Raw genomic sequence first — 26,227 nt, 5'->3', positions numbered from 1 at the left:
ATTTAATAACATGTCTGTTGAAAATAAATCATCCCAAATTTTATAATACGTCGCATCAATTGAATTTTGTAACAACTCTCTTACAAAGGGATACTTTTCACTATAAATTTGTGAGCCTGTTATATAATCATAGACTCTTTTTGGATCCAACGTTATTTTAGGGATTTTACCATCAATTGCAATATAACCTTTTATACTACATTCAAGCACTCCAATTGTTGGGAGCGCTCGATACTCACTTTTAGGGACAATTTCATTCCATATTCGTTTTTGATAATCAAATTCATTTTGTATATAATTAAACCAACCTTGCTGAACATGATAAGCACCGTAATGTTCGCACTCTGCCTTAATTTCAATGACTTCACTATTAATTAGCAAATGTTTAATTGATGCATGTTTCTCATGATGATGATAAGAAGAAATAGGCCTATCACCTATATTGGCAAGTAGGGTCGGACAAAATCTTCCATCATCAATATCCAGTAAATCACCTATTCTCAAAAGAGCAGCAATATATCGCGGATGAGCATAATCCTCCGCATCCATACCATCATTATATTTTGCAAGATCCAGAATAGCTGAATAATCTTTACCATGGCATTGCACAATTTGAGCTACAAAATTAAATAATCTTTGTGGAATCAAAGAAGTCCGAGGTGAAAATACATTTATTCTTGTAGGCTCATTGACAAAAACTCCGGATCTATTGGCATGTAAAGTTCTAAAATAATCAGCAATAATAAATGTTAGTGAATTTGATATATTTAAAGCTTTCTCAATGTCATTTTCATCTTTGCTTTCTAAAATTTCTTTCGCGTGGCAAGACAATTCACTATTTTGGCAGGATAGTTCTTGAAGATAAAATAAAAAACCCTGATCACTTAATAAATTTTTTTTCTCCTCATTTGTTATAACCATTCCTGCATCATGCCAATAACAAGACTCTAGTAATAGCCAACAATCAGTGGCCGATAAGTCATCAATATTAGGTGAAATGATTTTTTCAATTTGCGTGATTATTGTTGACGAGTGCGAGGAGTCATGGAGACTATAATGGGGGAAATCTCTTGAGATTGTATTCAAAGCTCTAGATAATAATTTTTTATCAAATTCCCACTGGGCCCATAATAACGAATAATTAGGATTTTCGTCAGCCAATTTCCTCAATCTTTGCTCTATTCTCATTCAAATGCCTTTTTCGTATAATGATCAACATTATTTAAGATAATAACCATAAATATATTCAGCCAAATCATCCTCTACCGTATAAAAATAACAAGCCGGGATATTCAATACTTCCGCCAACTTGCATGCCAGCGCAAAGTCAGGCGTGTGGATCCCCTTCTCATACTGGTTCATACGTGCGCTTGCCGTCGCTTCATCAATCCCCGCGAGGATCCCAAGTTTTTGCTGTGATAGTCCGGCCTTCAGTCGAGCCGCTTTTAGTCGATGGGGAAGCATGATGACTCTTCAAAATCTGGAAGTAGAGTCATGATTCTGGTATCACGTTATTGAAAATGCACTAAGTATTACTTAGTATTCGTATCTACAATTTGAACAAAATCATATATAAAGGAAAATGTATGAACAGAGATCAGGATATGCACCCAGCGGATATTATCGCCATGCTCCATAAGCGTAAGCTGTCACTTGCAGCGCTTTCACGCCAGGCGGGTTTAAGTTCTTCTACGCTTGCAAACGCGCTCTCCAGGCCATGGCCCAAGGGGGAACAGATCATCGCGGAGGCACTAGAAAGAGATGCGGCATCTATCTGGCCCAGTCGCTATTACGATCAATATGGCAATTATGTCGATCGTTCGAAGCTCATGAGAACCAAACGCTAGCCCCCATCACAAAAATCCATTCTGTTCGCCAGTTCCATTCCGGTGTTAAGGTAATAAGCCTGATCCATCGGAATGGCGTAACAATGGCAACCATCACCACACCCCGGCTTCACCTCACCCCTTTTGAACCCGCTGACTGGGCCTTCTTCCGCTCGCTACGTGAAGATCGCCGCATCATGCGCTATATGGCCGCCATCGCCCCGGAAAAAGAGACCCGACGCGTGTTTGCCGCGCGACTCGCTGCTGCTCATGTGTTTGTCATTCGCGCCCGGGATGATGATACGCCGCTGGGCGATATCGGCCTGCAAATCAGCGCAGAGAATCGTGAAGAGGCGGATATCGGCTATACGGTTGTGCCTGCCGCGCAGGGAAAAGGGATTGCCAGCGAGGCGCTGCGCGCGGTGTGTGATTATGCGTTCAACCAGACCGGCGTAAAGGCGATTAACGCGTACGTCCTGGCGGACAACGGCGGTTCGGTGCGCGTGCTGGAGAAAGCAGGGTTTGTGCGTACGCAGGTGCTGGAAAAGGCGTATGAAATTGACGGCGTGCGCTATGACGACTGGGTGTATCGACTGGAGTGCGGTGCGGTCTGATACCCTCACCCCGACCCTCTCCCACAGGGAGAGGGAGAACATCCAGCCCGCAGGCTCGGTAAGCGAAGCGCCACCGGGCGATTGGGCTGCACTGCGGGCTGATGCCCTCTTTACTTCAGAGATCCTTTGAGGAACTGCTGCAGGCGCGGGCTTTGCGGGTTCGCCAGCACCTCGTCCGGGTGGCCCTGCTCTTCAATTTTCCCCTGATGCAGGAAGATAACGTGGTTCGAGACGTTACGGGCGAAGCCCATCTCGTGCGTCACCACCACCATCGTTTTGCCCTCTTCAGCCAGCTTCTGCATGATGCGCAGCACTTCGCCGACGAGTTCAGGGTCCAGCGCGGAAGTCGGTTCGTCAAACAGCAGCACTTCGGGCTCCATCGCCAGCGCGCGCGCGATAGAGACACGCTGCTGCTGACCGCCGGAGAGATGCACCGGGTATTTCATCTGCTGGCGCTCATCGATACCCACTTTCGCCAGGTATTTCACCGCACGCTCGCGGGCTTCCTGCTTGCTCAGACCCAGCACCTGGATCGGCGCTTCCATCACGTTCTCCAGCACCGTCATGTGGCTCCAGAGGTTGAAGTGCTGGAACACCATCGTCAGGCGCGTACGCAGCAGTCGCAGCTGGTTTTTATCCGCGACCTTCAGCTGGCCGTCTTTGTCACGGACCAGGTTAATATTCTGCCCGCTCACCACAATCGAGCCTTCGCTCGGCTTTTCGAGGAAGTTAATGCAGCGCAGGAAGGTACTTTTACCCGAGCCGGATGAGCCGATGATACTGATCACGTCGCCCGCATTCGCCTGCAGCGACACCCCTTTCAGCACTTCATGTTCGCCGTAGCGTTTGTGCAAATCAATAACGTTTAATTTGTTCTCAGCCATCATCTTTCTCAGTGCGTCGAAGAAGGTTTTATATGCTGCAACCAGCGTTTTTCAGCCTTACGGAACAGGCTAATCAGAACATAAGAGATAATTAAATAAAGCACCGCCGCAATGCCAAACGCGGTAAACGGCTGATAGGTCGCGGAGTTAATATCGCGCGCGATTTTGAGCAGATCCGGCACCGTCGCGGTAAAGGCGAGCGCGGTGGAGTGCAGCATCAAAATCACTTCGTTACTGTACGCCGGTAACGCGATACGCAGGGCCGACGGCAGAATAATGCAGCGATAAAGTTTCACCGAGGAAAAGCCGTACGCGCGCGCCGCTTCAATCTCACCGTAAGGGACAGAGCGAATTGCCCCGGCGAAAATCTCGGTGGTGTAGGCGCAGGTGTTGAGCGTCAATGCCAGCACCGTACAGTTCAGGCCGCTGCGGAAGAACGCATTCAGCATCTCAGTGCCTTTTACGATCTCAAGCGTGTACATCCCCGAATAGAACACCAGCAGCTGCACGTACAGCGGCGTACCGCGAAACACGTAGGTAAACAGCCAGATCGGGAACTGGATAAATTTATTGTTCGATACGCGGCCGATGGCAAGAAACACCGCCAGAACGCCGCCCATCACCACGGAGGAGATCAGCAGCCAGAGCGTAATCGCCACGCCGGTAAAGCGGTAGCCGTCCGTCCACAGCAGCGATTTCCAGTATTCCTGAATAATCTCAATCACAGGTCAGCCCTCTTCACACCCACGGAGTAGCGACGCTCGAGCAGAAGCAGCACACCATTGGAGACGGTCGTAAAGACCAGATAAATCACGCCGCAGACCACCGCAAAGTAGAACGGCTCCCAGGTGCTCTTGCCCGCCAGCTGAGTCGCTTTTACGACGTCTTCCAGACCGAGCAGCGAGACCAGCGCTGTCGCTTTGAGGATAACCTGCCAGTTGTTGCCGATGCCCGGGAGCGCATAACGCATCATGGCCGGGAACATAATCCGACGAAACGTTTGTGAAGAGGTAAAACCAAATGCGGTTGCCGCCTCAATGTGGCCTTTCGGCACGGCCATGTAGGCACCACGGAAGGTTTCGGTGAAGTAGGCACCGTAGATAAAACCGAGGGTAATAATACCGGCCACCATCGGGTCGATATCAATTTGTCCCATGCCCATCGCATCCGTTACGCTGTTCAGCGCAATCTGCAGACCGTAAAAGATAAGCAGCATCAGCACCAGATCGGGAACGCCGCGAATAAGCGTGGTGTAGCCTTCAAATATGAGCGCCAGCGGTTTGTTAGCCGAAAGCTTCGCCCCTGCGCCTGCCAGACCTATCAGCACCGCCAGCACCACGGAGCTGATAGCCAGCTCAAGGGTGACAAGCGCGCCCTGTAAAATAACGCCAGAAAATCCGTACAGCATACCGCAAGCCCTGTCGTATCGTGAGTGGTGGAACCGTGTCTTTTCCCCTCCCGTAGCGGGAGGGGCTGCACGTTATATGACGGGGCGATTAGCCGCCGTAAACATTAAAATCAAAGTACTTTTTCGCCAGCTTGTCGTAGGTGCCGTCAGCGCGCATTTCAGCGAACGCTTTGTTCAGCGCCTCACGCAGCTCGTTGTCTTCTTTGCGCAGGCCCATACCGGTGCCCACACCAAACAACTTCACGTCCTTAATAGACGGGCCGCCAAACTTGTAATCTTTACCCACCGGCGTTTTCAGGAAGCCTTCGCTCGCCGCGACTTCATCCTGGAATGCCGCATCAATTCGGCCTGCCGTCAGGTCAGCGTAGATATTTTCCTGGCCCTGATAGGAGACGATTTCAATCCCCTTCGGCGCCCAGTGTTCGTTGCCGTAGGTTTCCTGCGTGGTGCCCTGCAGCACGCCGACGCGTTTGCCTTTCAGCGACTCCAGCGTTGGCTGAATGTCAGAATCTTTAGCCACCACCAGACGAGAATCGGCCGCGTAGAGTTTGTCGGTGAAGGCAATCTCCTGCTGGCGTTTTTCGGTGATGGAGAGCGAGGACATGATTACGTCGATTTTTTTCGCTTTCAGGGACGGGATCAGCGCATCCAGCGGGTTCTCAACGTAGGTACACTGTGCTTTGATGCGTTTGCACAGCTCATTGGCCAGATCGATGTCAAAACCGACCAGTTCACCCTTTGAATTCTTCGATTCGAAAGGCGCATAGGTTGGATCGGTACCAATCCGAATTTTCTGCGGAATGGCTGCGAATGCCGCGGTGGCACTGGAAAAGGCCAGCACCAGAGATAGTGACAACACGAGTTTTTTCATATTTGTCCTCAACAAACTGTCTTCATACGGGATTTTTACGACGACGGGGTGGTGCTAATGTGCCATCAATCCCCTCTGTCAGGCAAAGACTAATGCCCTTCAGGCGGGAATTTTTGCATTATAAATGCGTAAGTATGCACAAAGCGATCCAATACGGTGCAACAAATGCACCGCATTGGATCAACCGCTCCCGCAACGCACCTTTGCGGTGCGTTAGCGCCAGGTATTATTCACCGTATACGTTGAAGTCGAAGTATTTCTTCGCCAGTTTGTCGTAAGTCCCGTCTTTACGCAGCTCTGCAAAGGCTTTGTCGAAGGCGGCTTTCAGCTCGGTATCATCCTTGCGCAGGCCAATACCTGTGCCGTCACCAAAGTATTTTTTGTCTTTTACCGACGGGCCCGCAAACGCATAATCTTTACCCGCAGGCTGTTTCAGGAAGCCTTCGCTCGCGGCGACTTCATCCTGGAATGCGGCATCCAGACGGCCTGCGGCCAGGTCAGAGTAAATCAGATCCTGGTTCTGGTAAGCCACCACGTCTACGCCCTTCTCGCGCCAGTTAGCATTGGCATAACCTTCCTGCGTCGATCCCTGAAGTACGCCGACGTGTTTGCCCTTCAGCGAATCGATGGTTGGCTTAATCGGGGAGCCTTTCGGCGCAATCAGGCGAGAATCCGCGGCGTAGAGCTTGTCAGAGAAGGCAATCTCCTGCTGGCGTTTTTCGGTGATGGAGAGAGAAGAGATAATGGCGTCGATTTTCTTGGCTTTCAGCGACGGGATTAACGCGTCAAAGTCGCTGCCCACCCATGTGCATTTCACCGCAATGCGTTTGCACATTTCATTTCCCAGATCGATATCAAACCCCACGAAATCGCCTTTCGCATCCTTGGAAGAGAATGGCGCGTAGGTTGCGTCTGTACCGATACGAACCGTCTGTGGAAGCGCTGCGTAGCTACCTGCCGCCGCACTTAACCCCACGAGCAAAGACAGAGCCAGAACCGTCTTCTTCATACATTTACCCTCAAGTACCGTGATTTTATTATGTATTGTGTTGTGTGTTGTGTTGCAGGCTTCATCTTGCAGGTCTTATGCCACATTGCCGTCTGGTCAAAACTTCGACGTTAAATATGTTAATAAAACGTTGCGATATTGCCTTAATGGTGAAAGATAGCAGGTCTGCCGAACGAACCGGAAAGAGAAAAAGGGAAAAAACGAATTAAATGTCGAGGATATGATCGCCGTTGCATAATTGCCCTGAAACAGGGCAACGTCTCTTTTCATGCACTCTGTTTGTGCACAGAATCAGGCCCCTTGCCAGCGGGTGAAGAGATCTTCGGGCAGGTCGATGTCAAACTGATCCAGCACGCGGTTAACGGTCTGATTAATCACGTCATCCAGCGAGGTCGGGCGATGATAAAACGCCGGTACCGGCGGCATGATGACGGCCCCAAGTTCGGCGGCCTGGGTCATTAAACGCAGATGACCGAGATGCAGCGGCGTTTCCCGCACGCAGAGCACAAGAGGACGACGCTCCTTCAGCACCACATCCGCCGCGCGCGTCACCAGGGTGTCGGTATAGCTGTTCACAATGCCGGAGAGCGTTTTAATTGAACAGGGCAGGATAACCATGCCGGCCGTTTTAAACGAGCCTGAGGAGATGCTGGCGGCGATATCACGGGCATCGTGAACCACGTCCGCCAGTGCCTGAACATCGCGCAGGGAGAGATCGGTTTCCAGAGAGAGGGTCTGCCGCGCCGCCTGGCTCATCACCAGATGGGTCTCGACTTCCGCCACGTTACGCAGAACCTGTAACAGACGTACGCCGTAGATCGCGCCGCTGGCGCCGCTGAGCCCAACAATGAGTCGTTTCATGATTTTCGCCCTTACTGATTTCAGGGCAGACTGTGCAGGATTTTGCGGGGAGTTGCAAGTGAGGGCATAAGCCCTCACTTGCCGGAGCATCAACCTTCGTTGTGCATCTCTAAGCTTTCGAGATCGTTCTGCAGCTGAACGGCTTTCGCATCGTCGTTGCGCAGCGAATCAAGATAGTCGAGATACTGCTGGTCAACGTCTTTGGTCACGTAAATACCGTTGAACACGGAACATTCAAACTGCTGGATTTCCGGGTTCTCGGCACGCACCGCGTCGATGAGATCGTTCAGATCCTGGAAAATCAGGCCGTCGGCACCGATGATCTGGCGAATTTCATCCACTTCACGCCCGTGAGCGATCAGCTCGTTGGCGGTTGGCATATCGATGCCGTACACGTTCGGGAAGCGAATCTCCGGCGCGGCAGAGGCCAGGTAGACTTTCTTCGCACCCGCTTCGCGCGCCATCTCGATAATCTGCTCAGAGGTGGTGCCGCGAACGATGGAGTCATCCACCAGCAGAACGTTCTTGTCGCGGAATTCCGCGCGGTTGGCGTTCAGCTTGCGGCGCACTGACTTACGGCGCAGGTGCTGGCCCGGCATGATAAAGGTGCGGCCAACGTAGCGGTTCTTCACGAAGCCCTGACGGTATGGCTTGTCCAGAATGCGGGCGATCTCCAGCGCGATATCGCAGGAGGTTTCCGGGATAGGAATAACCACGTCGATGTCGAGATCGTCCCACTCGCGGGCAATCTTCTCGCCCAGCTTGGTACCCATGTTCACGCGCGCGCTGTAGACGGAAATCTTATCGATGAAGGAATCCGGGCGGGCGAAGTAAACGTATTCAAACAGGCACGGGTTGCTGACCGGGTTATCGGCACACTGGCGGGTAAACAGCTGGCCCTTCTCGGTGATATAGACCGCTTCGCCCGGCGCAACGTCACGCAGGAACTCAAAGCCCAGGGTATCCAGCGCCACGCTCTCAGAGGCAACCATATATTCGGTACGGCCATCGCCAAGGTCGCGCTTGCCGAGCACCAGGGGACGAATGCCGTTTGGATCGCGGAAGGCAACCATGCCGTGACCAATGATCATCGCCACGCAGGCGTACGCGCCGCGGATCTGGCGGTTGGTCGCGGCAATCGCAGCAAAGATGTTGTCTGCTTCCAGCGGGTAATGACGGAAGTTATCCAGCTCGCTGGCGAACACATTGAGCAGGATTTCAGAATCAGAGGTGGTGTTAATGTGGCGACGTTTCTCTTCGAACAGCTTTTTACGCAGCTCATGCGCGTTGGTCAGGTTGCCGTTATGAGCAAGGGTGATGCCATACGGTGAGTTGACGTAGAAAGGCTGTGCCTCGGAGGCGCTGGAACTGCCAGCAGTAGGATAACGAACGTGACCGATCCCCATATTACCTTGCAGACGCTGCATATGGCGGGCTTCAAACACATCGTTTACCAGACCATTGGCCTTGCGTAAACGGAAGCAGTTGTTTGCATCAATGGTGATGATACCCGCAGCATCCTGCCCACGGTGCTGAAGCACCGTTAACGCGTCATAAATCGACTGGTTTACCGGCATGAAACCGGCGATACCGACAATACCGCACATTCGTCTTTTCCTCGTTAAGCCACATCTCAGGGTTTATGCCCTGGGCAAAAAACTCGACGAGCTTTGCAGATAGTCAAAGAACCATCTGATGATGAAGCTGAATTCTGGAATGAGCTGCGATTTCTGCCAGTCTTCGCTTTTGGAGAACCCGGTGAAGGTATCCAGGAAGAACAGGATCGCGGCCACAATCAGCACGCCTCGTAACGCCCCGAAACAGATCCCGAGCACCCTGTCCGTTCCTGACAGACCGGTTTTCTCGACCAGCTGACCTATCACGTAATTCACGATAGCGCCGACAATCAGCGTTGCGATAAACAGCACCGCGATGGCAATTCCGTTTCGGACCAGTTCATCTTCAAAGCCCGTGAACCAGACAGACAGGTAAGTGTAGTAATGACTGGCAACAAAGAAAGCACAACCCCAGGTTACCAGCGATAACGCTTCACGAACAAAGCCACGGATCAGGCTAACCAGACAGGAAAAACCAATCACCGCAATGATGGCGTAATCAATCCAGACCATATGTGTCCCACGATTTAACGCCCTGTCATCCAGTTCGGGGCGAATTCTAACAGAAAAAGAAAACGTTTGCGTAGGGATTTCCTTCCCGCGCGTAAATAAAAAAGGCGCTGAAAAAATGTTCAACGCCGTTGGCTCATTACGTCTCTTTGGACGTCTGCCATTCCCCCTCACCCCAGCCCTCTCACTCTAGGGAGAGAGAGCAAACCACTCCGGGGAGGGGTAGATCTTATCAGTTCGCGCTGTAGCCCATCACCACACCGCTCAGGCCGGAGATCTGCTTCAGCTCACCGAGCGAACCTTTAAGCTTATCTTTGGACGCTTCTGGCCCCACGAGAATGCGGGTAATTTTACCCTGCACCGGCGTGGAAGGTGAAGTGTAAACACGATATCCCGCACTGCGCAGTTTGCTCACGACCTCGTTGACCTTATCGGCGTTTTTCAGCGCGCCGAGCTGCACAACGTAAGCTTTTCCGGTCGGCGCCGCGTCTTGTTTTGCCGGCGGCGGGGTTTCTGACGCGGCAGCCAGCTGCTCTGCGGCTTTATCCCGCTGCGGTTTCGACTGCGGCTGCGGCTTCTCAACCGGCTTCGGTTTTTCAACAGGTTTAGGCTGCTCTACCGGCACCGGATCGATATCGCTGCTGCTCGCTGCCGCCAGGCGAGACGGATCGAGCGACGGTGCGGCGGCATCGCCTGCCCGCACCTCTTCCGCCGCCCCTTCCGGCGGCTGGGCAGGCAGCGCCTGCGTCGCCGCGGGCAGCATATCCGGCTCATCGCGGTCACCCGGCTTCGGCACCAGCGGAATAGCGGCAAACTCATCCTGATAATGCTTTTTCTGCCCGTCGAGCAGACCCGGGAGAATAATCACCCCGAGCGCGACCAGCACAATGGTTCCTGTTAAACGGTTCTGAAACTTACTCGCCACCGGTTCTCCCCGCGTCCATCACTTCCATGACATGTGCCACCGTGTGGAATGAACCACACACCAGCACGGTATCTTCTGGTTTAGCATCCGCCATCGCGGCATGCCAGGCCTGAGCCACGCTACTATAGATTGCGCCTTTGCCGAGATGTTCCATCAGCTGCTCAGCCGTCGCGCCGCGCGGCCCCTCCAGAGGAGCACAATACCAGCTATCGACCATACTCTCCATGCAGGCCAGCGTCCCGCCGATATCTTTATCATGAAGCATACCGATAACCGCCAGCACGCGCCCGGTTTTTGGTAACGATTTGAGACGTCCCGCGAGATACGCCGCCGCATGCGGGTTATGCGCCACGTCCAGAATCAGGCGCGGTGACTCGCTGACAATCTGGAAACGCCCGGGCAGAATTGCGCTCTGAATACCGTCGCGGATCGCCCGCTCGCTGACCACGAGGCCGCTGGCGCGCAGTGCCGCCAGCGCGGTTGCCGCGTTCGGCTGCGGCACCTGCGGCAGCGGCAGGTTGTCCAGCGCGCCCTGCCCATCGCTGAAGCGCCAGCCGTTATCCTGAACCTCATACTGCCAGTCAACACCGCGGCGCAGCAGACGCGCGCCCTTCTCGTTTGCCACGTCAGCAATGGTGTACGGCATGTCCGGCTCGCCGACCACGGCGGGTTTATTCGCCCGGAAAATACCTGCCTTCTCGCGGCCAATGCTTTCACGATCCGGTCCCAGCCAGTCGATATGGTCCAGCGCGATGCTGGTGACCACCGCCACGTCCGCATCCACCATATTGGTCGCATCAAGACGTCCGCCGAGGCCGACCTCAAGGATCACGACATCCAGCTGCGCCTGTTTGAACAGCCACAGCGCCGATAGGGTGCCGTATTCAAAATAGGTTAATGAGATCTCACCGCGTGCGGCTTCAATTTCCGCGAACGACGCCGTATGCGCCGATTCCGGCAGCTCGCTGTTCTGCACGCGAACGCGCTCGGTGTAGCGGACCAGGTGTGGAGAGCTGTACACGCCAACTTTGTAACCCGCGGCCATCAGGACAGATTCCAGCGTGCGGCAGGTCGTGCCTTTACCGTTGGTACCCGCGACGGTGAACACGAAAGGTGCCGGTTTGAGCACATCAAGACGCGCGGCGACCTGGCTTACGCGCTCAAGCCCCATATCGATGGTTTTACTGTGCAGGTTTTCCAGATAAGAAAGCCACGCGGCCAGGGGCGACGTGGCTTGGGGAATGCTTTTATTTTCCATAATGCCCGGTTGTCATTAACAGATTAGAAAGCAAAAGGGCAGCGCCAACCGGCCCTGCCCTTTTCAGTTATCAGGCCTCGGGTTCCTGATCCGGTACCACCACGCCTTCGCGCGGCTCATCCGGGTTCGGCGCTGGCAGATTCATCAGCTTCGCCAGGATGCTCGCCAGCTTCAGGCGCATTTCCGGACGGCGGACGATCATATCGATAGCGCCTTTCTCAATGAGGAACTCACTGCGCTGGAAGCCCGGCGGCAGTTTTTCACGAACGGTTTGCTCGATAACGCGAGGACCGGCAAAGCCGATCAGCGCTTTTGGCTCAGCGATGTTCAGATCGCCCAGCATCGCGAAGCTCGCGGAGACGCCGCCCATGGTTGGGTCGGTCAGCACGGAGATGTACGGCAGACCGCGCTCCTGCATCTTCGCCAGCGCAGCAGAGGTTTTCGCCATCTGCATCAGCGACATCAGAGCTTCCTGCATACGCGCACCGCCGGAGGCAGAGAAGCAGATCAGCGGACAGTTGTCTTCCAGCGCCTGCTCAACGGCACGCACGAAGCGCGCACCGACCACGGAGCCCATCGAGCCGCCCATGAAGGAGAACTCAAACGCAGCGGCAACAGCCGGCATCCCATGCAGGGTGCCTTTCATAACGACCAGCGCATCTTTCTCGCCGGTCTCTTTCTGTGCAGAGGCCAGACGATCTTTATATTTTTTGGAATCGCGGAACTTCAGCACATCTTTTGGCTCAAGTTCGCTACCCAGCTCTACCAGAGAGCCTTCGTCCAGCAGGCTATGCAGGCGGTTGCGCGCCGACATACGCATATGGTGGTCACACTTCGGACACACCTCAAGGTTGCGCTCCAGCTCTGCGCGGTACAGAACCTGACCGCAGCTATCACACTTCGTCCATACCCCTTCAGGAATGCTCGCTTTGCGCGTTGGGGTAATGTTGCTTTTAATTCGTTCAATCCAGCTCATTGATAACCTTTCTGCCTGAACCTGGTCGTATGCCAGTTTTGCTATAAGAGGCGAATAATGCCATTTTTGCCTCCAACAGACCATGAATGTTGCACATTAAAACATAACAGCCCGAAACTTTGGATAAAAAAGTGGTCGAACCGCCAGCGTGCATTTACTTCGCTTGTTTTGCCGCCGCACGTTTGTGACGAATGATTTCGATAACGCCCGGCAGTACGGAAAGCACAATAATCGCTACAATCAGTAACTTAAGGTTTTCCTGCACCACCGGGAGATCGCCAAACAGATAGCCTGCGTAGGTAAACAGCAGTACCCACAGCAGCGCGCCAACCACGTTGTATGCCGCAAAATGACGATAGGACATATGCCCCATTCCCGCCACAAACGGTGCAAATGTGCGCACAATAGGCACAAAGCGCGCAAGGATAATGGTTTTGCCGCCATGGCGTTCATAAAACGCATGGGTTTTATCTAAATAGCTGCGACGGAAAATTTTCGAATCAGGATTGCTGAAAAGCCGCTCACCGAACACCCGTCCAATCGTATAGTTGACCGCATCACCGACAATGGCGGCAATCACCATCAGCACAACCATAAGATGCACGTTCAGATCGTTAGTGGGTAACGCCGATAGCGCCCCAGCCACGAACAGCAGTGAATCCCCTGGCAGGAATGGGGTAACGACCAGACCGGTTTCACAAAACAGAATGAGGAACAGAATGGCGTAAACCCAGACGCCATACTGCGCGACCAGCTCTGCCAGGTGAACATCAATATGCAGAATGAAATCAATCAGAAAACGTATTACGTCCATATTGTCTAAGCCCTAATTGCACCTTTGTTTAGTCCGCTAAAAATAGCGGGCCCATTGGCGGTTTCGGCAGGTCAAATCGATCCGGATAGTCTACTGAGACCAGATACAATCCTTCCGCTTTCGCCGTGGCTGCCGCAAGCGTTCTGTCCTTCGCTGCCAGCAGGTCTGCAATCCAGCTCTCCGGCTGGTGTCCGGCACCCACTTCCATCAGGCTGCCTACAATATTCCGAACCATATGATGTACAAAGGCATTGGCTTTGATATCCACCACCACATATGCGCCAAAACGGCTGACGTTTATGTGCATGACGTTTCGCCACGGCGTGCGGGACTGACACTGCACCGCACGAAACGACGTAAAGTCATTTTCACCAATCAAACACTGCGCCGCGCGATGCATACGTTCTGCATCAAGCGGTTCATAAAAATGCGTGACGCCCTGGCTTAACACTGCAGGACGCAGGCGCTGGTTGTAGATGACATAACGGTAGCGACGCGCCGTGGCGCTAAAGCGCGCATGAAAATCATCCGGCACAGCTTTTACCCAACGCACCGCAATGTCACCAGGCAAATTCGCATTTACACCCAGCGTCCAGGCGGCATCCTTACGCACGGCGGTGGTTTCAAAGTGAACCACCTGCCCCGTACCGTGAACACCCGCGTCCGTACGGCCCGCGCACAGGACGTTAATCGGCTCGTTTGCCACCTGAGAGAGCGCTTTCTCCAGCTTCTCCTGGACGCTGCGCACCTCGTTCTGACGCTGCCAGCCATAATATTTACTGCCATCGTACTCAATTCCGAGGGCAATTCTATGGACCGACTTTTGTTCCACGTCTGACATCAGTACAGGTACTCCTGCACCAGTTTTTCAGCGATTTTGACCGCCATCAGCGCGCCGCCGAAGCGAACGTTATCAGCAACGGACCAGAACTGAACCTGCTCCGGCATGCCGTAATCGTTACGCACGCAGCCAACGGAAAGATGCGCGCTACCGGTGGCATCGCCAACCTGGGTCGGGAACTCGCTCTCTTCAGAGAGCACGATGTCTTCACCGCGGCCAAACGCGTCGCGCGCCTCTTCTGCCGCCAGCGGACGGAGGGCTTCAAAGCCGACCATCTGCGCATGGCCGTAGAAGACCGGGGACTGCACGACGTTCGCGGAGATCATCAGGCCATCGTCCTGCAGAATTTTGCGCACTTCATCGACGATACGACGCTCTTCGCGCACGGAGCCCTCGCGGTCCGGCAGCAGCGGCAGCATGTTGAACGCCAGCTGGCGGCCAAAGAAATCATCTTCGTCAATCGGGATACCGTTCAGCAGCTTCGCGCTCTGCCCGGCCAGCGCGTCAACGGCCTTTTTGCCGTTCGCGGACGCGGACAGCAGGCTGGTGACGGAAATGCGCGACAGGCCGCCGTCGTCGATCAGCGGTTTCAGGGCGGTCAGCAGCTGGCTGGTTAGGCTGTTCGGAACCGCAATAACGTTACGGTTGCGGTAGTCAGCCAGCACAAACGGGTTCACGTCCGGCACCACCAGCGGCACATCCGGCTCCATTGAGAACAGACCGCTCAGGTCGATCACCAGGCAGCCTGCGTTAGTCGCCTCTTCAACGTACGCAGCCGTCGCTTCAGCGCCCGCGGCGAAAAACGCCAGCTGCGCCTGCGTCCAGTCGAACGCGGCCGCGTCCTGGACCATGACGGATTTACCGTTAAAACGCAGATGCTCACCTGCGCTGTCGGTACGGGCCAGCGCATAGATATCGCCCACCGGGAACTGACGCTCAGCAAGGGTTTCGAGCAGGGCTTCGCCCACGGCACCCGTGGCACCTAAAATGGCAATGTTCCAGCCTTCAGACATGGTGGTTTACTCCAGAAATAAAAAAGCGTCCCTGTCGGAGTATCCGACAGGGAGCATTAAGAAGACATTAATGCGCCGGGTGATGAACGGCGTTAAATCCCAGCTTATGCAGCAGCGTCGCCGCCGACGCGTCGTCGCATATTACATACAGGGAAGACCACTCGCGGCGCTCTACGTAGTTCTTGCGCAGCTTATCAAACTCACCCGGGATCCCCGCCACTTTACGCAGCAGCGCATCATCGCGGCGCACATCATACACCAAATGCACCAGCCTTTTCAGCGTTGCCTGATCGAGCGGGCCGTGCAGGGTAATGCGGCCAAATTCAGGCGCGGGGAGTAAGGTATCCAGCGCTACCTGCTGCGGATGGCCAATAAAGGCGCTGTAGGCTTCGAAGACCTGCGTGGTACCGCGTGCTTTGCCTTCCAGGGTATAACCGGCGATGTGCGCCGTGCCCACATCCACCTTGTTAAGCAGCTCAACGCTGAGATCCGGCTCCGGCTCCCAGACGTCCAGCACCACGCTGAGGTCTTGACCTTCGTTCAGGCATGTCAGCAGCGCGGCGTTATCGACGACCGGACCACGACAGGCATTTATCAGAATAGTGCCAGCCTTCAGACGACGGATCAGCGCCTCGTCAGCAAGATGCAGCGACTTATACGGCCCCTCTTTAAACAGCGGCGTGTGGAAAGTCAGCACGTCACACTGTTCAACCAGCTCATCCAGCGAGCGGAAATCCCCGTCATCGCCGTTGTCTTTACGCGGCGGATCGCACAGCAGCGTGCGGATCCCTAACGCTTCAAGGCGCTTTTGCAGGCGCCCGCCGACGTTACCCACCCCGACAATCCCCACGGTGCGGTCCTTAAGCGCAAACCCGTCGCGCTCGGCCAGCATCAGCAGGGAGGAGAAGACGTATTCCACAACGGCGATGGCGTTACAGCCCGGCGCGGCGGAAAAACCGATTCCGGCCTGCTTCAGCCATTTATCATCCACATGATCGGTCCCTGCCGTTGCGGTTCCGACAAACTTAATCGCTTTACCGGCGAGCAACGCCTCATTTACTTTAGTCACCGAGCGCACCATCAGCGCGTCTGCGTCATCCAGTTCGTTGACCGGGATCGGGCGACCAGGGACAGCCTTAACGTTACCCAGGCGGCTAAACAGCTCACGGGCGTAAGGCATATTTTCATCAACGAGGATTTTCACGTCTGAGTACCTGTTTGAGAGGAAGAAAACCTGCCAAGTGTGCCATAATCTGGCCGCCAGGCATATATGTATGCCTGGTTTACGCTGAGTTTTGACTTTAAGGATTTTTGACGATGCAGCCCATTTCAGGTACGCCGCCACGCCCTCCGGGTGAAGGCCCGGTCACGCCAAACGTTGCCGGTGAACAACCGCTATCCACGCAACAGCGCACCGTGCTGGAGCGACTGATCACGCGCCTGATTGCGCTGACTTCGCAGCAAAACGCGGAAGTCTGGGCCGGGGTAAAGCATGATTTAGGCGTGAGGAACGACGCACCGCTGCAGTCGCGCCATTTCCCGGCGGCCGAACAAAATCTGAACCAGCGTATTACGACCGCGCAGCAGAACCACACCACCCGCCAGATTGTTGCTCAGCTGACGGAGCTGCTGGGCCAGGGAAATAACCGCCAGGCGGTGAGCGATTTTATTCGCCAGCAGTATGGTCAGACCGCGCTGGGCCAGCTGACGCCCGACCAGCTCAAAACCGTGCTGACCCTGCTGCAGAACAACGAGCTGTCTATTCCGCAGCCTCAGGTGCGCCAGGCAACCGAGCGTCCGCTGCTGCCAGCCGAGCACAACACGCTCAAGCAGATGGTGACGAAGCTGGCTGCGGCCACCGGCGAACCGACGAAGCTTATCTGGCAATCCATGCTGGAGCTGTCCGGCGTGAAGGCGGGTGAGTTAATCCCGGCCAGACAGTTTACCCATCTGGTGACCTGGCTTCAGGCGCGCCAGACGCTCAGCACCCAGAATGCCCCTACCCTGCATACCGTCCAGGCGGCACTGAAGCAGCCGCTTGAGCCGCACGAGTTTGAAGTCATTCGTGATTACGCCCAGCAAAACTGGCAGGCCACGCCGCAAACGGTACTGACCACCGCGCAGGTGCAGGATCTGCTCAATCAAATCTTCGTTCGCCGCGCCGAGCGCGAAGGCGGCGTGCCCGAGGTGAGAAACATTCAGCCGATCTACAGCCCGCTGTTTGCGCCGGTCGTGGAGTCCTTCAGAACGCTCTCTGCGCGTCCGGGACTGATGTTTATTGCACTACTGATTGCGCTGGCGATTTTCTGGCTGGTTGCCTGAGGATTTGCCCGGTGGCGCTGCGCTTACCGGGCCTACAGCGGCTCAAGTCCTGCGAAACGCCACCAGTGTCACCACGATCCCCACCACCGCGGAAACCGCACCGGCCAGGAAGACGGACGGATAGCCAAACGAGGTCGCTAACAGCCCGGCCAGCGGCCCGGTAACGCCGTATGAGATATCCTGAAACGCCGCATAGCCGCCCAGCGCCGTCCCGCGCACCTGAGGGGCCACGCGCTTCACCACTTCAACGCCCAGCGCCGGGAAGATCAGAGAACAGCCGCAGCCAGTCAGCGCCGCCCCCAGAAGCGCCACGGATGCCACGGGTGCATTCCACAACAGCAGAAGACCGATGGTTTCAATGACCAGCGACGCCACCGCCACCTTCACGCCGCCGAAGCGATCCGGCATCCAGCCGAAGAAGACGCGCATTAGCACAAACGCGCCGCCAAACGCGGTGAGCGTAAAACCGGCCATCGCCCAGCCGCGGCTCATAAAATAGAGCGAGACGAAGGTACCAATCACCGCAAAACCCACGCCCTGCAGCGCCAGGCCAAGACCCGGCTGCCAGATCTGGCCGACCACGCTCCACAGGGAAGGTCGCTCGCCTTTGTGCGCGGGCACCTTACGCACCGAACCGTTAAACGCCCACGCCAGCAGGGGTAAAGCCATCGTGGTGGCAGCCAGCACCGCAAACCCAAACTGGCTATTGATCAGCAACCCAAGCGGTGCGCCTGCGGCCAGCGCGCCATAGATGGCCATACCGTTCCAGGACATCACCTTGCCGGAGCGTGCGGGCCCCACCAGCCCCATTCCCCAGGTCAGGGTGCCGGTCAGCAGCTGGCTTTCACCAAAGCCAAGGATTAAACGGCCCAGCACCAGCAGCGCAAACTTATACGCGGCATCTACCGGCAGGAGAGCAGCCAGCAGCCATGCGCCGCCCGCGAGCCCACAGGCAAACATCCCCTGTAACGCCGAGCGTTTTGCACCGTGCTGATCCGCCAGCCGTCCGGCGTAACCGCGGGTTAATACCGTGGCTAAAAACTGAATGCCCACGGCGATGCCGACCATGGTGTTGCCATAGCCCAGTTCCTGATGAACGAACAGCGGGATCACCGGCAGCGGCAGGCCAACGGTCATATAGGTCAGAAATACCGCAAAAGCGATACGGAACAGCGAGACGTTCGCTGAAGGGGTTGTTTCTGTTTGAGTTACTGCAGTCATGCTTTACTCCGAAATGAAGAGTAAGGCGGGGAAATGCCACGCCCCCTCTACCTGATAATCAGGATTAAGGTGCGTTGGTTGACGTTAAACGCTTACGCATTATCGTGAGGATAATGTTGAGTGGTGAAGTTTGCCTGTGAGATCAGCCGCTTGTCAATGCATAAAAAAAGGGAGCCTTATGGCTCCCTTCCGGATTCAAACGTAAAACTTATGCTTTCAGCTTACGCATTACCAGCGTGGCGTTGGTGCCACCGAAGCCGAAGCTGTTTGACATGACGGTAGTCAGCGTCGCGTCCGTTGGTTTGGTCACGATGTTCAGGCCTGCAGCCTGCTCGTCCATCTCATCAATGTTGATGCTTGGCGCGATAAAGCCGTTTTCCAGCATCAGCAGAGAGTAGATCGCTTCCTGCACGCCAGCCGCACCCAGAGAGTGACCGGTCATGGCTTTGGTCGCAGAGATTGCCGGGCTGTTGTCGCCGAAGACTTCACGGATCGCACCCAGCTCTTTCACGTCGCCTACCGGAGTAGAGGTACCGTGGGAGTTCAGGTAGTCGATTGGGGTGTCAACGCCGTGCATCGCCATCTTCATGCAGCGCACCGCGCCTTCGCCGGATGGCGCAACCATGTCGGCGCCGTCAGACGTTGCACCGTAGCCCACGATTTCAGCGTAGATGTGCGCGCCACGTGCCAGGGCATGCTCCAGCTCTTCAACCACAACCATACCGCCGCCGCCCGCGATAACGAAACCGTCACGGTGCGCATCATAGGTACGGGAGGCTTTATCCGGGGTTTCATTGTATTTGGTGGACAGTGCGCCCATCGCGTCGAATTCACAGGCCATTTCCCAGCCCAGCTCTTCGCCGCCGCCAGCAAATACGATGTCCTGTTTACCCAGCTGGATCTGCTCAACAGCATTACCGATGCAGTGCGCGGAGGTCGCACACGCGGAGCTGATGGAGTAGTTCACACCGTGGATTTTGAATGGGGTCGCCAGGCACGCGGAAACCGCAGAACCCATAGCTTTGGTTACCACGTACGGACCTACTGCTTTCAGACCACGCGGGCTTCGCATTGCGTCAGCGCCGAATACCTGCGCTTTTGATGAGCCACCGGAACCGGCGATCAGACCCACGCGCGGGTTGTTCTGATAAACCTCTTCGCTCAGGCCGGAATCTTTGATCGCTTCCTGCATGGAGAGATAAGCATAAATAGAGGCATCGTTCATGAAACGAACCACTTTGCGGTCAATCAAACCGGTGGTGTCCAGTTTGACGTTACCCCATACGTGGCTACGCATACCTGAATCTTTAAACTCTTCAGAGAAAGTGATCCCGGAGCGTCCTTCACGCAGAGATGCCAGGACTTCCTGCTGGTTATTACCGATGCTGGAAACAATGCCCAGGCCAGTAATCACTGCACGTTTCATTCAATACCTCTGTAAGTCGCACTATAGTAAGTTTCGAGTCGCACAATAGCGTACACTTGTACGCCGAACAAGTCCGATCAGACATTTTCTGCGGAAATTTGCACCGATGGACTCACATCGTTAAGATCGTGCCACTGCCTGTCAGACGAGTAACTTACGTGAAACAAAACGCTATACAACCCGCCAACCTGGAATTCAACGCTGAGGGTACACCTGTTTCCCGAGATTTTGATGACGTCTATTTTTCTAATGATAACGGACTCGAAGAAACTCGCTATGTTTTCCTCGACGGAAACCAGCTCAGCACCCGCTTCCCGGAGCATCCGCGGAGCCTGTTCGTTGTAGCGGAAAGCGGATTCGGCACCGGGCTCAATTTTCTGACCCTCTGGCAGGCGTTTGACCAGTTTCACGCTGCCCACCCTGAGGCTACGCTACAAAGATTACATTTCATCAGTTTCGAAAAATTCCCGCTCACCGCGCACGATCTGCGGCTCGCTCATCAGCGCTGGCCAGAGCTTGCAGCCTGGGCGGAGCAGCTTCAGGCGCAGTGGCCGCCCCACATCGGCGGCTGCCACCGTCTGATTCTGGACGGCGGACGCGTGACGCTGGATTTATGGCTTGGCGACATCAATGACCTGACCGATACGCTCGATGATTCGATGAACCAGACGGTGGACGCCTGGTTCCTTGACGGCTTTGCCCCCGCCAAAAACCCGGACATGTGGAGCCAGCATCTGTTTAGCGCGATGGCGCGGCTGGCGCGCCCGGGCGCAACGCTCGCCACCTTCACCTCGGCAGGCTTTGTCCGCCGCGGACTGCAGGAGGCGGGCTTTACCATGCAGAAGACCAAAGGTTTTGGCCGCAAGCGCGACATGCTGGTCGGCAGAATGGAGCAGACGCTGGATATCCCCGCCAGTGCACCCTGGTTTGCGCGCCACGCCAGCGCATCACGTGAGGTGGCGATAGTCGGCGGGGGGATCGCCAGCGCCCTGCTGTCTCTCGCGCTTCTTCACCGCGGCTGGCAGGTCACGCTCTACTGTGCTGACGACGCGCCAGCAAGCGGCGCGTCCGGCAACCGCCAGGGGGCGCTCTATCCGCTTTTAAGCGCGCACGACCCGGCCCTGTTCCGGTTTTTCCCGGCGGCATTTACCTTCGCTCGTCGCCTGTACGATGCCCTGCCGGTGGCGTTTGACCATGACTGGTGCGGCGTGACGCAGCTCGGCTGGGATGAAAAAAGCCAGCAAAAAATCACGCAGATGCTGTCGCTGGGTCTGCCTGACGAGATTGCCCGTGCGGTAGGTGCGCAAGAGGTGGCAGAGACCGCTGGCGTGGAAACCGGGTGTGGGGGCATTCAGTATCCGCTCGGCGGCTGGCTGTGCCCGGCTGAACTGACCGCGGCGGTCATTGCCCTGGCGCAGTCGCGCGGGCTGACGGCGCATTATGCTCACAAGGTTGAATCGTTGAGCCGGACAGAACGCTGGAATCTGCGTTTTGCCGATGGCAAAGAGGCGAGTCATGCCAGCGTTGTGCTGGCAAACGGGCATAACATCAGCCAGTCTATCCAGACAGAGTCATTGCCGGTTTATCCGGTCGGCGGCCAGGTAAGCCATATTCCTTCCGCGCCTGAACTGAGCAAACTGCGTCAGGTGCTGTGCTATGACGGCTATCTGACGCCGCAAAATCCGTCTAACGACCACCACTGCATCGGGGCCAGCTATCATCGTGGCGAAACGGATATGCGCTACAGCGAAGCGGATCAGGCCCAGAACCGCCAGCGCCTGATTGACTGCTTCCCGGATGCGGCGTGGGCGAAAGAGGTTGACGTCAGCGAGGGTGACGCGCGCTGCGGCGTGCGCTGCGCCACCCGCGATCATCTGCCGATGGCTGGAAATGTGCCGGACTATGAGGCAACGCTTGAGGCCTATCAGGATCTTGCTGAACGCAAGGAAACGGCGGCGGCCTCGCCGGTGTATCAGGAGCTGTTTATGCTGGGTGGATTAGGATCTCGCGGGCTCTGTTCCGCACCGCTGCTGGCAGAAGTGTTAGCCGCGCAAATGAGCGGCGAGCCGATTCCGCTGGACAGGGTTACGCTTGCGGGGCTGAATCCGAATCGATTGTGGGTACGGAAACTGCTGAAGGGGAAGAAGGTTAAGTAGGGTGCGGTCTGGTGCCCTCACCCTAACCCTCTCCCACAGGGAGAGGGGATATTCACAGGCCCGGTAAGCGCAGCGCCACCGGGCGAAATACGATGACTTAGCGTTTAGCCTGCTGGAACAAAGTGTCCCACATGCCTAACACCAGAGACTGATCGCGCGGCGAGAGCTCTCCGGCCTGAATGGCTTTCTCCAGACTGCGGGCCACTTCGGCGTGAACGGCGTCGGCAGAGTGATCGTCCCCCGCTTCTAGCTCGGCTACCGCGAGCGTCAGGTGACCACGCAGATAACCGCTGGCGAACAGCTCATCATCACTGGCGTGTTCCACCATGTCATCAATTAACGCCAGAATGCGTGATTCAAATTCTGCGATCATCTTCTTTCCTCTGTTAAAGATCTTCCGGCCAAGGGAAGCATTCCGCCGTGATAACCGGCGTGTGGTAATAATTCTGTAAGGCCTCGATCAGGCGTGCCGGACGTTCGGGGATGCCTTTCTCAAGATATTCCATCACCTGCGCGTGAACGCGGCGCTGGAAGACAATACGGTCTGGCTCGAAGTCGCCTTCGAGGTTGTCACAGCTGACGTTGAACGGGAAACCCGCCGCGACGCAGAATAGCCATTCCAGCGCCTGCGGCTTCACTTCCACATCTTCAAACTGGCCCTGAGTGGCGGCATCACGTCCGTCCGGGCAGTACCAGTAACCGAAGTCCACAAGCTCGCGCCGCGCTTTACCCGCAATGCACCAGTGCGAAATCTCGTGCAAGCCGCTGGCGTAAAAGCCGTGGGCAAAGACGATGCGGTTATACGGAATCTCTGCATCAGCAGGAAGATAGATCGGTTCGTCGTCGCCTTTAATCAGACGGGTATTAAAATCGTCAGCAAAACAGCCGTCGAAAATCTTAATCAGCTGTTCGTATTTATGCGTACTGTTCATTAGTGCATCCCCAACCAGGTGAGGATCTCCTGTCCATGGCTGTCATAAAGAAGTTTGGCGCTCATTACGGCCGAGACGATGACGATCATCGGGCGAATAAGTTTTTGTCCTTTGCTCAACACCAGACGCGAGCCCGCGCGCGCGCCCAGGAACTGCCCTGCCATCATCACAAATCCGGTGGCCCAGATAACCTTGCCGCCGATGATAAACAGCAGCAGGCCGCCGACGTTTGAGGTCGCGTTGAGCACTTTGGCATGGGCGGTGGATTTGGCGAGGTTAAACCCAGCCAGCGTCACGAACGCCAACGCATAAAATGAACCCGCCCCCGGGCCGAAGAAACCGTCGTAAAAACCCACGCTGCCCCCGGCAACCAGGGCAAACGGCAGGCCGTACAGGCGACGCTGGCGGTCTTCTTCACCGAGCTTTGGCATCAGCAGGAAGTAAAGCCCGATGCAGATGACCAGAATCGGCAGGATCTGGCGCAAAATATCGGACTGCACGTGCTGAACCAGCAGCGCGCCCGATGTGGAGCCGATAAAGGTCATCAGGATATTGAGCTTCTGATCGGCCAGACTCACCACCTTACGGCGGATAAAATAGAGCGACGCCGAGAGCGAGCCGCCGCAGGCCTGCAGCTTGTTGGTGGCAAGCGCCTGCGCCGGGCTCATGCCCGCCGCCAGCAGAGCGGGCACGGTTAACAACCCGCCGCCGCCCGCGAGCGCGTCGATAAAACCGGCCAGCATGGCCACAAAGAACAGCACCACCAGCAGCAGCGGTGACACCATAAACAGATCGACGAAATTATCCATTAAAGTACATGCTCATCCAGTAGCGCCTGGCAGGAAGGCGGCAACGGAGGCGGTGTCTTCTTCTCAGGCTTAGAGGTTCCAGGTTTTGCCGGCTCAAACCAGCTTTGCAGTTCCGCACCGCAGCCATCGCCTGGCGGAGGTAGCGGCTGATCTTCACATTCCAGGCTATTCGCCGGGCAGCGCAGACGAACGTGCATGTGCGCACGATGCTGGAACCACGGGCGCACTTTGCGCAGCCAGTCGCGATCGGTTCCGGCATCCAGGCAGAGCTGCTGCTTGATGGCCGGGTTAACGAAAATCCGCGTGACGTCGTTATCTTCAGCCGCCAGCTTGATCATGCTGGAAACATCCCGCGTCCAGAGTGATGGCACAACGCGCTTACCGTCGCTCGCCACCAGATCCAGCGCCTGCGGTTTCAGCAGTTGGGCGGAGGTCCAGCGCGTTTTCGGCAGCTGCAGGAAGATATCGACATCCAGTCCGGTCTGGTGGCTGGCGTGCCCACCGTTAAAACGGCCGCCGGCAGGCATTCCCATATCGCCAATCAGCATCGTGCCCAGCCCCAGGTTATGCACCTGATTGCCCAGACGCTGGATGAACAGCACCAGATCCGGGTGGCCGAAATAACGTCGCTGATCGGTGCGCATCACCTGATAGGTATCAGACTGGAGAGGAAGCTCCTGGGCACCGACGATACAGCCGTTGGAAAAGGCGCCAATAGACTGCGCGCTCCCCGCCACCGGGTGGGTGATTTTTTGCCATGGCGTCGCGGCCAGACTGGCTCCACTGGCAAGCAGCGCCAGCAGAGCAATTGCGGTTTTTTTCATGTTTACCAGCGTGGAATGGTGGTCGTCACATCCGCATTCTGCGCGCGCTGGCGCAGGAAGTGATCCATCAGCACGATCGCCAGCATCGCTTCTGCGATCGGCACCGCGCGGATCCCCACGCACGGATCGTGACGTCCTTTGGTGATCATCTCAACTTCTTCGCCATCGCGGTTAATCGTGTGGCCCGGCACGGTAATGCTGGAAGTTGGCTTCAGCGCGATGTTGGCAACAATCTGCTGCCCGCTGCTGATACCGCCCAGGATGCCGCCCGCATGGTTGCTCTGGAAGCCCGCTTTCGTAATCTCATCGCGGTTTTGGCTGCCGCGAAGCTGAACCACGTCAAAGCCGTCGCCAATCTCTACGCCCTTCACCGCGTTGATGCTCATCAGCGCGTGGGCAATGTCGGCGTCGAGACGGTCAAATACCGGCTCGCCCCAGCCCGCCGGGACGCCGTCTGCCACCACGGTCACTTTCGCGCCAATGGAGTCGCCCTCTTTTTTCAGGCCACGCATCAGTTCATCCAGCGCCTCAAGCTTGTCGGCATCGGCGCAGAAGAACGGGTTTTGCTCGACCTGGTCCCAGTCCTTGATCGCCAGCGGAATGTCGCCCATCTGGGTCAGACAGCCGCGGATAACGATGCCAAATTTCTGCTGCAGGTATTTCTTAGCAATCGCCCCTGCCGCCACGCGCATCGCGGTTTCACGCGCGGAAGAACGTCCGCCGCCGCGATAGTCGCGGAAGCCGTACTTTTGTTCGTAGGTGTAGTCGGCGTGGCCCGGACGGAAGACGTCTTTGATGGCGCCGTAGTCCTGAGAACGCTGATCGGTGTTTTCGATCAGCAGACCGATGCTGGTCCCGGTGGTGCGGCCTTCAAAGACGCCGGAGAGAATTTTGACCTGGTCCGGCTCGCGACGCTGCGTGGTGTAGCGAGAGGTGCCCGGGCGACGACGGTCGAGGTCGTGCTGTAAATCGGCTTCGGTCAGTTCGATGCCTGGCGGTACGCCATCAACGATACAGCCCAGCGCCAGCCCGTGTGACTCGCCAAAGGTGGTCACGCGGAATAACTGTCCAATACTGTTTCCTGCCATCACGGCTCCGATGTTGTTGTTTG

28 protein-coding genes are annotated in these 26,227 nt (G+C 55.9%); 4 read left to right on the top strand and 24 right to left on the bottom strand.

Translation table 11 applies throughout. The annotated features are described in order from the left end of the window. On the bottom strand, positions 1–1,188 hold a 1,188-nt coding region (locus INF68_RS21490), incomplete at its 3' end, for a hypothetical protein (RefSeq protein WP_216786943.1). Between the two features lie 30 nt (positions 1,189–1,218). Then, positions 1,219–1,464, bottom strand: a complete 246-nt coding sequence (locus INF68_RS21485) for a helix-turn-helix transcriptional regulator (RefSeq protein WP_193525431.1) — start codon at positions 1,462–1,464, stop codon at positions 1,219–1,221. A 122-nt stretch (positions 1,465–1,586) separates the two neighbouring features. Between INF68_RS21485 and INF68_RS21480 the strand changes: the two genes are divergently transcribed. Together INF68_RS21480 and INF68_RS21475 are read left to right on the top strand one after the other, a co-directional pair. Continuing rightward, a complete protein-coding gene (locus INF68_RS21480) occupies positions 1,587–1,847 on the top strand; it encodes a helix-turn-helix transcriptional regulator (protein WP_047363525.1) in 261 nt (86 codons plus the stop codon). Between the two features lie 83 nt (positions 1,848–1,930). Continuing rightward, entirely contained in the window at positions 1,931–2,440 is a 510-nt protein-coding gene (locus INF68_RS21475; RefSeq protein ID WP_193525430.1) for a GNAT family N-acetyltransferase, read from the top strand. A gap of 110 nt (positions 2,441–2,550) precedes the next feature. Here the strand turns inward: INF68_RS21475 and hisP are convergent, their stop codons facing one another. The 15 genes from hisP to pdxB all read right to left on the bottom strand — a co-directional run bounded on the left by hisP (position 2,551) and on the right by pdxB (position 16,630). Continuing rightward, a complete protein-coding gene (hisP, locus tag INF68_RS21470; RefSeq protein ID WP_045354320.1) occupies positions 2,551–3,324 on the bottom strand; it encodes a histidine ABC transporter ATP-binding protein HisP in 774 nt (257 codons plus the stop codon). Positions 3,325–3,332: 8 nt separating this feature from the next. Beyond that, positions 3,333–4,049, bottom strand: coding sequence for an ABC transporter permease (locus tag INF68_RS21465; RefSeq protein ID WP_014071132.1), 717 nt, complete (start codon positions 4,047–4,049; stop codon positions 3,333–3,335). Further along, the gene (locus INF68_RS21460) at positions 4,046–4,732 is read right to left on the bottom strand and encodes a histidine ABC transporter permease HisQ (RefSeq protein WP_014832782.1); all 687 of its coding nucleotides are present in this window, start codon (positions 4,730–4,732) and stop codon (positions 4,046–4,048) included. The genes INF68_RS21465 and INF68_RS21460 overlap by 4 nt, the downstream gene beginning before the upstream one ends. A gap of 88 nt (positions 4,733–4,820) precedes the next feature. Then, on the bottom strand, positions 4,821–5,603 hold the full coding sequence (gene hisJ, locus INF68_RS21455) for a histidine ABC transporter substrate-binding protein HisJ (RefSeq protein WP_109846070.1): 783 nt from the start codon (positions 5,601–5,603) through the stop codon (positions 4,821–4,823). Positions 5,604–5,829: 226 nt separating this feature from the next. Beyond that, on the bottom strand, positions 5,830–6,612 hold the full coding sequence (argT, locus tag INF68_RS21450; protein WP_008502593.1) for a lysine/arginine/ornithine ABC transporter substrate-binding protein ArgT: 783 nt from the start codon (positions 6,610–6,612) through the stop codon (positions 5,830–5,832). 291 nt (positions 6,613–6,903) lie between these two features. Next, positions 6,904–7,473 (bottom strand): UbiX family flavin prenyltransferase, encoded by a 570-nt coding sequence (locus INF68_RS21445; RefSeq protein ID WP_047346638.1) that lies wholly within the window; start codon positions 7,471–7,473, stop codon positions 6,904–6,906. 89 nt (positions 7,474–7,562) lie between these two features. Next, positions 7,563–9,080: an amidophosphoribosyltransferase gene (gene purF / locus INF68_RS21440; protein WP_021241570.1), complete on the bottom strand. Its 1,518-nt coding sequence runs from the start codon at positions 9,078–9,080 to the stop codon at positions 7,563–7,565. A 33-nt stretch (positions 9,081–9,113) separates the two neighbouring features. Next, on the bottom strand, positions 9,114–9,602 hold the full coding sequence (gene cvpA / locus INF68_RS21435) for a colicin V production protein (RefSeq protein ID WP_000262116.1): 489 nt from the start codon (positions 9,600–9,602) through the stop codon (positions 9,114–9,116). Between the two features lie 229 nt (positions 9,603–9,831). Then, positions 9,832–10,524, bottom strand: coding sequence for a cell division protein DedD (gene dedD / locus INF68_RS21430; RefSeq protein ID WP_059446231.1), 693 nt, complete (start codon positions 10,522–10,524; stop codon positions 9,832–9,834). Beyond that, entirely contained in the window at positions 10,514–11,782 is a 1,269-nt protein-coding gene (gene folC, locus INF68_RS21425) for a bifunctional tetrahydrofolate synthase/dihydrofolate synthase (protein WP_193525429.1), read from the bottom strand. The genes dedD and folC overlap by 11 nt, the downstream gene beginning before the upstream one ends. Before the next feature lie 70 nt (positions 11,783–11,852). After that, complete coding sequence (accD, locus tag INF68_RS21420; RefSeq protein ID WP_023312564.1) at positions 11,853–12,758, bottom strand: acetyl-CoA carboxylase, carboxyltransferase subunit beta; 906 nt, start codon at positions 12,756–12,758, stop codon at positions 11,853–11,855. Between the two features lie 154 nt (positions 12,759–12,912). Then, the gene (locus INF68_RS21415) at positions 12,913–13,572 is read right to left on the bottom strand and encodes a DedA family protein (protein ID WP_039263236.1); all 660 of its coding nucleotides are present in this window, start codon (positions 13,570–13,572) and stop codon (positions 12,913–12,915) included. A gap of 28 nt (positions 13,573–13,600) precedes the next feature. Further along, positions 13,601–14,413 (bottom strand): tRNA pseudouridine(38-40) synthase TruA, encoded by an 813-nt coding sequence (gene truA / locus INF68_RS21410; protein ID WP_193525428.1) that lies wholly within the window; start codon positions 14,411–14,413, stop codon positions 13,601–13,603. Next, positions 14,413–15,426 (bottom strand): aspartate-semialdehyde dehydrogenase, encoded by a 1,014-nt coding sequence (locus INF68_RS21405; protein ID WP_032659209.1) that lies wholly within the window; start codon positions 15,424–15,426, stop codon positions 14,413–14,415. Before INF68_RS21405 ends, truA begins: the two co-directional genes overlap by 1 nt. Positions 15,427–15,493: 67 nt before the next feature. Next, positions 15,494–16,630 carry a 4-phosphoerythronate dehydrogenase PdxB gene (gene pdxB, locus INF68_RS21400; RefSeq protein ID WP_193525427.1) on the bottom strand — a complete coding sequence of 379 codons (1,137 nt, stop codon included), beginning with the start codon at positions 16,628–16,630 and terminating at the stop codon, positions 15,494–15,496. Positions 16,631–16,743: 113 nt separating this feature from the next. Here pdxB and flk point away from each other — a divergent pair, with 113 nt between their 5' ends. Then, positions 16,744–17,748, top strand: coding sequence for a flagella biosynthesis regulator Flk (gene flk, locus INF68_RS21395; protein WP_193525426.1), 1,005 nt, complete (start codon positions 16,744–16,746; stop codon positions 17,746–17,748). Between the two features lie 42 nt (positions 17,749–17,790). Here flk and INF68_RS21390 read toward each other — a convergent pair whose 3' ends face one another. Next, positions 17,791–18,969: an MFS transporter gene (locus INF68_RS21390; protein ID WP_193525425.1), complete on the bottom strand. Its 1,179-nt coding sequence runs from the start codon at positions 18,967–18,969 to the stop codon at positions 17,791–17,793. A gap of 208 nt (positions 18,970–19,177) precedes the next feature. Further along, a complete protein-coding gene (gene fabB / locus INF68_RS21385; protein ID WP_047652586.1) occupies positions 19,178–20,395 on the bottom strand; it encodes a beta-ketoacyl-ACP synthase I in 1,218 nt (405 codons plus the stop codon). Between the two features lie 158 nt (positions 20,396–20,553). Here fabB and mnmC point away from each other — a divergent pair, with 158 nt between their 5' ends. Continuing rightward, positions 20,554–22,551, top strand: a complete 1,998-nt coding sequence (gene mnmC, locus INF68_RS21380) for a bifunctional tRNA (5-methylaminomethyl-2-thiouridine)(34)-methyltransferase MnmD/FAD-dependent 5-carboxymethylaminomethyl-2-thiouridine(34) oxidoreductase MnmC (protein WP_193525424.1) — start codon at positions 20,554–20,556, stop codon at positions 22,549–22,551. Between the two features lie 97 nt (positions 22,552–22,648). Here the strand turns inward: mnmC and INF68_RS21375 are convergent, their stop codons facing one another. The 5 genes from INF68_RS21375 to aroC are packed head-to-tail and all read right to left on the bottom strand — an operon-like array spanning position 22,649 to position 26,204. After that, positions 22,649–22,924: a YfcL family protein gene (locus INF68_RS21375; protein WP_032659220.1), complete on the bottom strand. Its 276-nt coding sequence runs from the start codon at positions 22,922–22,924 to the stop codon at positions 22,649–22,651. Positions 22,925–22,937: 13 nt separating this feature from the next. After that, positions 22,938–23,483, bottom strand: a complete 546-nt coding sequence (locus INF68_RS21370; protein WP_109846063.1) for an elongation factor P hydroxylase — start codon at positions 23,481–23,483, stop codon at positions 22,938–22,940. Then, positions 23,483–24,292 carry a sulfite exporter TauE/SafE family protein gene (locus INF68_RS21365; protein ID WP_045354340.1) on the bottom strand — a complete coding sequence of 270 codons (810 nt, stop codon included), beginning with the start codon at positions 24,290–24,292 and terminating at the stop codon, positions 23,483–23,485. Before INF68_RS21365 ends, INF68_RS21370 begins: the two co-directional genes overlap by 1 nt. Next, entirely contained in the window at positions 24,292–25,116 is an 825-nt protein-coding gene (mepA, locus tag INF68_RS21360; RefSeq protein WP_024908935.1) for a penicillin-insensitive murein endopeptidase, read from the bottom strand. The genes INF68_RS21365 and mepA overlap by 1 nt, the downstream gene beginning before the upstream one ends. A 2-nt stretch (positions 25,117–25,118) precedes the next feature. After that, positions 25,119–26,204: a chorismate synthase gene (gene aroC, locus INF68_RS21355; RefSeq protein ID WP_029742149.1), complete on the bottom strand. Its 1,086-nt coding sequence runs from the start codon at positions 26,202–26,204 to the stop codon at positions 25,119–25,121. Positions 26,205–26,227 lie beyond the last annotated feature (23 nt).

It is taken from the genome of Enterobacter cloacae complex sp. P16RS2 (genome assembly GCF_014982155.1).
Classification (GTDB): domain Bacteria; phylum Pseudomonadota; class Gammaproteobacteria; order Enterobacterales; family Enterobacteriaceae; genus Enterobacter; species Enterobacter cloacae_M.
The sequence above is the reverse complement of the archived record's forward strand: the minus strand, read 5'-3'. Positions and strand labels throughout refer to the sequence as shown.

Bases quoted from the DNA above. Each gene is read 5' to 3' on its own strand.
- INF68_RS21485 (WP_193525431.1), bottom strand. From the start codon at position 1,464: ATGCTTCCCCATCGACTAAAAGCGGCTCGACTGAAGGCCGGACTATCA.
- INF68_RS21480 (WP_047363525.1), top strand. From the start codon at position 1,587: ATGAACAGAGATCAGGATATGCACCCAGCGGATATTATCGCCATGCTC.
- INF68_RS21475 (WP_193525430.1), top strand. From the start codon at position 1,931: ATGGCAACCATCACCACACCCCGGCTTCACCTCACCCCTTTTGAACCC.
- hisP (WP_045354320.1), bottom strand. From the start codon at position 3,324: ATGGCTGAGAACAAATTAAACGTTATTGATTTGCACAAACGCTACGGC.
- INF68_RS21460 (WP_014832782.1), bottom strand. From the start codon at position 4,732: ATGCTGTACGGATTTTCTGGCGTTATTTTACAGGGCGCGCTTGTCACC.
- hisJ (WP_109846070.1), bottom strand. From the start codon at position 5,603: ATGAAAAAACTCGTGTTGTCACTATCTCTGGTGCTGGCCTTTTCCAGT.
- argT (WP_008502593.1), bottom strand. From the start codon at position 6,612: ATGAAGAAGACGGTTCTGGCTCTGTCTTTGCTCGTGGGGTTAAGTGCG.
- INF68_RS21445 (WP_047346638.1), bottom strand. From the start codon at position 7,473: ATGAAACGACTCATTGTTGGGCTCAGCGGCGCCAGCGGCGCGATCTAC.
- purF (WP_021241570.1), bottom strand. From the start codon at position 9,080: ATGTGCGGTATTGTCGGTATCGCCGGTTTCATGCCGGTAAACCAGTCG.
- cvpA (WP_000262116.1), bottom strand. From the start codon at position 9,602: ATGGTCTGGATTGATTACGCCATCATTGCGGTGATTGGTTTTTCCTGT.
- folC (WP_193525429.1), bottom strand. From the start codon at position 11,782: ATGGAAAATAAAAGCATTCCCCAAGCCACGTCGCCCCTGGCCGCGTGG.
- accD (WP_023312564.1), bottom strand. From the start codon at position 12,758: ATGAGCTGGATTGAACGAATTAAAAGCAACATTACCCCAACGCGCAAA.
- INF68_RS21415 (WP_039263236.1), bottom strand. From the start codon at position 13,572: ATGGACGTAATACGTTTTCTGATTGATTTCATTCTGCATATTGATGTT.
- truA (WP_193525428.1), bottom strand. From the start codon at position 14,413: ATGTCAGACGTGGAACAAAAGTCGGTCCATAGAATTGCCCTCGGAATT.
- INF68_RS21405 (WP_032659209.1), bottom strand. From the start codon at position 15,426: ATGTCTGAAGGCTGGAACATTGCCATTTTAGGTGCCACGGGTGCCGTG.
- flk (WP_193525426.1), top strand. From the start codon at position 16,744: ATGCAGCCCATTTCAGGTACGCCGCCACGCCCTCCGGGTGAAGGCCCG.
- INF68_RS21390 (WP_193525425.1), bottom strand. From the start codon at position 18,969: ATGACTGCAGTAACTCAAACAGAAACAACCCCTTCAGCGAACGTCTCG.
- fabB (WP_047652586.1), bottom strand. From the start codon at position 20,395: ATGAAACGTGCAGTGATTACTGGCCTGGGCATTGTTTCCAGCATCGGT.
- INF68_RS21375 (WP_032659220.1), bottom strand. From the start codon at position 22,924: ATGATCGCAGAATTTGAATCACGCATTCTGGCGTTAATTGATGACATG.
- INF68_RS21370 (WP_109846063.1), bottom strand. From the start codon at position 23,483: ATGAACAGTACGCATAAATACGAACAGCTGATTAAGATTTTCGACGGC.
- INF68_RS21365 (WP_045354340.1), bottom strand. From the start codon at position 24,292: ATGGATAATTTCGTCGATCTGTTTATGGTGTCACCGCTGCTGCTGGTG.
- mepA (WP_024908935.1), bottom strand. From the start codon at position 25,116: ATGAAAAAAACCGCAATTGCTCTGCTGGCGCTGCTTGCCAGTGGAGCC.
- aroC (WP_029742149.1), bottom strand. From the start codon at position 26,204: ATGGCAGGAAACAGTATTGGACAGTTATTCCGCGTGACCACCTTTGGC.